Origin of the sequence: Rhodococcus sp. HM1, assembly GCF_023218075.1 — a bacterium.
Taxonomy (GTDB): domain Bacteria; phylum Actinomycetota; class Actinomycetes; order Mycobacteriales; family Mycobacteriaceae; genus Rhodococcus.
The window spans coordinates 1-4740 of the sequence record NZ_JALPTB010000144.1; the positions used below are offsets into that span (position 1 = coordinate 1).

At 69.0% G+C, this 4740-nt stretch carries 4 protein-coding genes and 1 tRNA gene; 1 reads left to right on the forward strand and 4 read right to left on the reverse strand.

Translation table 11 applies throughout. The annotated features are described in order from the left end of the window. Positions 1-203: 203 nt before the first annotated feature. A tRNA-Asn gene (locus M1M07_RS31920) sits at positions 204-276 on the reverse strand. 151 nt (positions 277-427) lie between these two features. On the opposite strand from M1M07_RS31920, the gene M1M07_RS31925 reads away from it, so the two are divergent. After that, entirely contained in the window at positions 428-673 is a 246-nt protein-coding gene (locus M1M07_RS31925) for a hypothetical protein (protein ID WP_197253597.1), read from the forward strand. Positions 674-677: 4 nt separating this feature from the next. Here M1M07_RS31925 and dnaG read toward each other — a convergent pair whose 3' ends face one another. Genes dnaG through M1M07_RS31940 form a run of 3 tightly spaced genes read right to left on the reverse strand, consistent with a single transcriptional unit; the run spans position 678 to position 4515 of the window. Continuing rightward, positions 678-2591 carry a DNA primase gene (dnaG, locus tag M1M07_RS31930; RefSeq protein WP_248676725.1) on the reverse strand — a complete coding sequence of 638 codons (1914 nt, stop codon included), beginning with the start codon at positions 2589-2591 and terminating at the stop codon, positions 678-680. Between the two features lie 27 nt (positions 2592-2618). After that, the gene (locus M1M07_RS31935; RefSeq protein WP_248676726.1) at positions 2619-3890 is read right to left on the reverse strand and encodes a deoxyguanosinetriphosphate triphosphohydrolase; all 1272 of its coding nucleotides are present in this window, start codon (positions 3888-3890) and stop codon (positions 2619-2621) included. Positions 3891-3915: 25 nt separating this feature from the next. Next, positions 3916-4515, reverse strand: a complete 600-nt coding sequence (locus tag M1M07_RS31940; protein WP_248676727.1) for a YdcF family protein — start codon at positions 4513-4515, stop codon at positions 3916-3918. Between the last annotated feature and the right edge of the window lie 225 nt (positions 4516-4740).

The window sequence follows — 4740 nt, forward strand, 5'->3', positions numbered from 1 at the left end:
CCCGACCATGGGCACCGACTTCAGCTGGGAGGACGGCAACGGTCTCCAACATGGTTGGGCGGGCAGATCACGCCGGTGAACCAGGGCGACACACCGAGGGCTGTACACACATTTTGGCCTATAACCCACCGTTCTGCGCTGAGAGTCGCGCGAGCCCTGAAAAGAAAAAGACCCCCACCCGGATCGGGTGGGGGTCTTCTCTGCTCCCCCGGCTGGACTCGAACCAGCAACCGTTCGATTAACAGTCGAATGCTCTGCCAATTGAGCTACAGGGGATTGTCCTGCGGTGCTCCGCGGTTTCCCTCGGTGCGAGAAGAACTGTAGCGTTTCACCCTCCGCGGTACCAAATCGCCTGCATGTGGGCATGCGGCGCCCGATCGGGCAGGATGTACGCGACGCGCAGACACGGGTGGAAAGGACTCTCACATTGATCGGATTGTTGGTCGGGGTGGCGGCGGGATATGTGCTCGGAACACGAGCCGGCCGAGCCCGGTACGAACAGATCAGCAAGACCGCCAGGGCCGTGGCGGCAAGCCCCGTCACCAAGAAGGCCATCGAGGTGGGCCGTCAGAAGCTCGCCGACTCCATCAATCCGCAACCGAAGCTCGAACCGATGAAGCCGATCGACGAGCAGACGACGATCATGATTCCGCGTGATCAGCTGAAGCGATAGCAGCTCAGCCGGCCAGCCCCTCGCCGGTGGCATCGCCGATGGCCTGGTCCAGCAGGCTACGGCGGTACTGCTCGAGCGCCACGAGATCGCCGAGCAGGGCGTGGAATTCGTCGGACTCGGTGGCCGGCGAGATGCGCTGCAGCTTGGACTTGAGTTCGGCGACCTGCTCGCCCACCCAGACTTCCTGCAGCCGCGCGAGCACCCCACCGATGTAGCGCGGCATCCGCTCGTCGTCGGCGGGCAGCGGCTCGACGGCGAGCTCGCTGACCAGTGAATGCGCGACCGGGTCGGTCGCGGACCGGCTCACGGCGTCGACCCATTCGGCGCCCCCGAGCCCGGCTCCGGTGCCCCCGGCGGCGGCAACGGCCTCACGCACGGCGGCATAGGCGGGATCGGTGAACGTCTCCCCCGGCAGTGAGTCGAACACGGTGCCGGCGATCCCCGGATACTGCAGCGCCGCCTTCAACGCGTCGCGTTGCGGCCACAGCGACGGATCGTTCGGCCGCGGGCGACGCAGCACCGACGCCGGCGGCTCGGAAGTCGATGCCGCAGCCGCACGGGTCCTCGCCTCCGGCGCTCGACTACCGCGCCGCGCTTCCTCCTGCACGCGACGACGCACGGTCGGGATGTCGTCCCAGCCCACCCAGTGCGCGAGCTGCACCGAGTAGTTGTCGCGCAGCGAGCGGTCCTTGATGCGGGCGACGACCGGCACGCAGCGGCGCAGCGCCTCCACGCGACCTTCCGCGGTGTCGAGGTCGTGCTCGGCGAGAATCGACCGGACGACGAACTCGAACATCGGGGTGCGGCGGGCGACCAGATCCCGTACGGCCCTGTCGCCGCTGGCCTGGCGCAGTTCGCACGGGTCCATGCCCTTCGGCGCGATCGCCACGAACGTCTTGGCTGCGGTCTTCTGATCGCCCTCGAACGCCTTCATCGCCGCGGCCTGCCCGGCCGCGTCACCGTCGAAGGTGTAGATGATCTCGCCGCGGAAGTAGCTGTCGTCCATGAGCAGTCGTCGCAGCATCGACAGGTGTTCGTCGCCGAAGGCCGTACCACAGGACGCCACAGCGGTTTTCACGCCGGCCAAATGCATCGCCATCACGTCGGTGTAGCCCTCGACGATCACCGCCTGATGCGATTTGGCGATCTCCCGTTTCGCGAGATCGAGACCGAAGAGCACCTGGGACTTCTTGTACAACACCGTTTCCGGGGTGTTGACGTACTTCGCTGCGAGGGTGTCGTCGTCGAACAGCCGCCGCGCGCCGAAGCCGATGACGTCGCCGGCGAGATTGCGGATGGGCCACAGCAGGCGGCGGTGGAAGCGGTCGATGGGACCGCGGCGGCCCTGCTTCGACAATCCTGCCGCCTCGAGTTCGGCGAACTCGAAACCCTTCGACAGCAGGTGCTTGGTGAGCGCATCCCACCCGGCGGGCGCGTAGCCGCAGCCGAACATCTGCGCGGCGGCAGCGTCGAAGTTGCGTTCGGTCAGGTAGTCGCGCGCCGCCTGCGCGTCCGGGGTGCGCAACTGTTCGGCGTAGAAGGCCTGTGCGGCAGCGTTCGCGGCGATCAGACGGGCACGGGTACCGCGGTCGCGCTGGACGGACGGGCCACCGCCCTCGTAGTTGATGGTGTAGCCGACCCGTTCGGCGCACTGCTCGACCGCTTCGACGAAGCTGATGTGCTCGATCTTCTGCAGGAACGAGTAGACGTCGCCGCCCTCACCGCAACCGAAGCAGTGGAAATGGCCGTGGTTGGGCCGGACGTGGAACGACGGGGACTTCTCGTCGTGGAACGGGCACAGGCCCTTCATCGAGTCGGCACCGCCGCGTTTGAGCGCGACATAGTCGCCGACGACGTCCTCGATGCGAATGCGGTCGCGGATGGCCGCGATGTCTCTGTCGGAAATTCGGCCGGCCACGGGACGAGTCTAAGCGCTCGCCGACCGCTACCCCCAGCCCGCCTGCGCGGCCAGACTGTCCTTGTCGATCCGCTCCAGCCGGGACTCGGTGCACGAGGCGATCTGGTCGACGACGACCCGCACGCGCGCCGCGTCGTCCTTCGCGTCCTCCCATGCCGGGACGAACAGCGGATCGAGGCCGACGGGAGCGGTGCGCAGCAACCATTCGGCGACCCGGTGGATGCGTTCACGCTGGCGTTCCTGCCGCTTGCGGTGCGCCCCGTCGGACATGACGAACTGCAGTGCCATGGTCTTGAGCAGCGCGACCTCGGCGGCGACGAGCGGCGGCACCACGAGGTCCGCGGCGTAGCGGCTGACCGGTTCCCCGCCCGTGACCTCGCGGGTGCCGCTGATCGCGGCGGTGGCGTAGCGGCCGACGAGTTCGCTGGTGAGTCTCTTCAGCGCAACCGAACTGGCGAGAGTGCCGTCGTAGACGCCGACGCCGAGGATCACCGGCATCCGGGACAACCGCTCGGCGGCCTCGACCAGCTCGTCCGGGACCAGGTCGGAGAACTCGCGCATGCCGACGTCGACGAGTCCCTGCACGGACGCCGGGTCGGACAGCACCCGCAGGTCGATGCGGCCGTCGATGACACCGTCCTCGACGTCGTGCACCGAATAGGCGACGTCGTCGGACCAGTCCATGATCTGCGCCTCGAGGCACTTCTTCCGGTCCGGTGCGCCCTTCCGGATCCACGCGAGGACCTCGGCGTCGTCGTCGTACGCACCGAACTTCGCGCCGGGCCGGGGGCGGGTCCACGGATACTTCAGGGTCGCGTCGAGGGTCGCGCGGGTGAGGTTCAGCCCGGCGCTGTGCCCGTCCGGGTACAGGATCTTCGGTTCCAGGCTGGTCAGGATGCGCAGGTTCTGCGCGTTCCCTTCGAAGCCGCCGCAGCTCGCCGCGACCTCGTCGAGGGCCCGTTCACCGTTGTGCCCGTACGGCGGGTGCCCGATGTCGTGGGCGAGACCGGCGAGATCGACCAGGTCGGGGTCGGCACCGAGTCCCTCCGCGATGCTCCGGCCGATCTGCGCGACCTCCATCGAGTGGGTCAGCCGTGTGCGCGGGGTGTCGCCGTCGCGGGGCCCGACGACCTGCGTCTTGTCGGCCAGCCGGCGCAGCGCGGCGCAGTGCTGGACACGCGCGCGGTCCCGCGCGAACGGGGTGCGCTCGGCGGCCGCGGCCTCCGCACCGGCGATTCCCGACCGTTTGGGGGCCTCGACGACGCGGCGCTCGAGTTCGTGTTCGGTGTAGCCCTGCATCCACCCTCCTCAGCTGCGCCGGAACTCACTGCGCGGCGGTGTAGGGAAAGTCCGCCGAGCCGTGCGTCAACTGGTACCAGACCAGAGCTCCGGTTTCCCGGGCGATGCCGTGGATCTGCGATTCGCGGGTGAACACCGCCGGTCCCGTCCGGGTCGGGGCGGTCCACGCCTCGAGCCCGGCGTCGCGCGCCATGGTGCGGGTCCGCAGCGAATGCCACGGATCGCTGACCAGCACCGCCGACGACATGCCCCGCTCGTGCATCTCCCGGCTGACCGCCTCGACGCTGAGCAGCGTGTCGGTGCCTTCCTCGACCGCGAGGATCGCCTCGCCCGGCACCCCGCGCGACATCAGATAGTTCTTGCCGGCCGCGGCCTCGGTGTAGAGGTCGCCTTCCTGCTTGCCGCCGACGGTCACGACCGTGTCGGACACCCCGTTCTCGTACAGCTGCACGGCCTGTTCGAGCCGGGCTTCGAACACCGACGACGGTGTCCCCGAGTACTGGGCGGCACCGAGGACGACGATCGCGTCGGCGTGGCTCCAGTCGTCGATCCGGGCGACCTGCCAGACCCGCACCGCGGTGCCGGCGACGACCGCGATCGCGGCAAGGATCACGCCGACCACGATCCGCCGGGTCCACCGTGCGAAACCCGCACCGACGCCGCGACGCTGCGAGGCGGGCGGCGGGTTCGGCCGGGATCGGCGGGCTGCGGTACTCACCCCACGATTCTGCCAGCGCCCGCGCCGGGTTCGGCCGACGACGCGCCACGTACGCGCACGCGCACCGCTCCCGCGACCGTTAGATTCGACGCCATGCCCGTGTACTCGTCCGCTGCCGCTGCGGCACCCACC

Bases quoted from the DNA above. Each gene is read 5' to 3' on its own strand.
- M1M07_RS31935 (WP_248676726.1), bottom strand. From the start codon at position 3,890: ATGCAGGGCTACACCGAACACGAACTCGAGCGCCGCGTCGTCGAGGCC.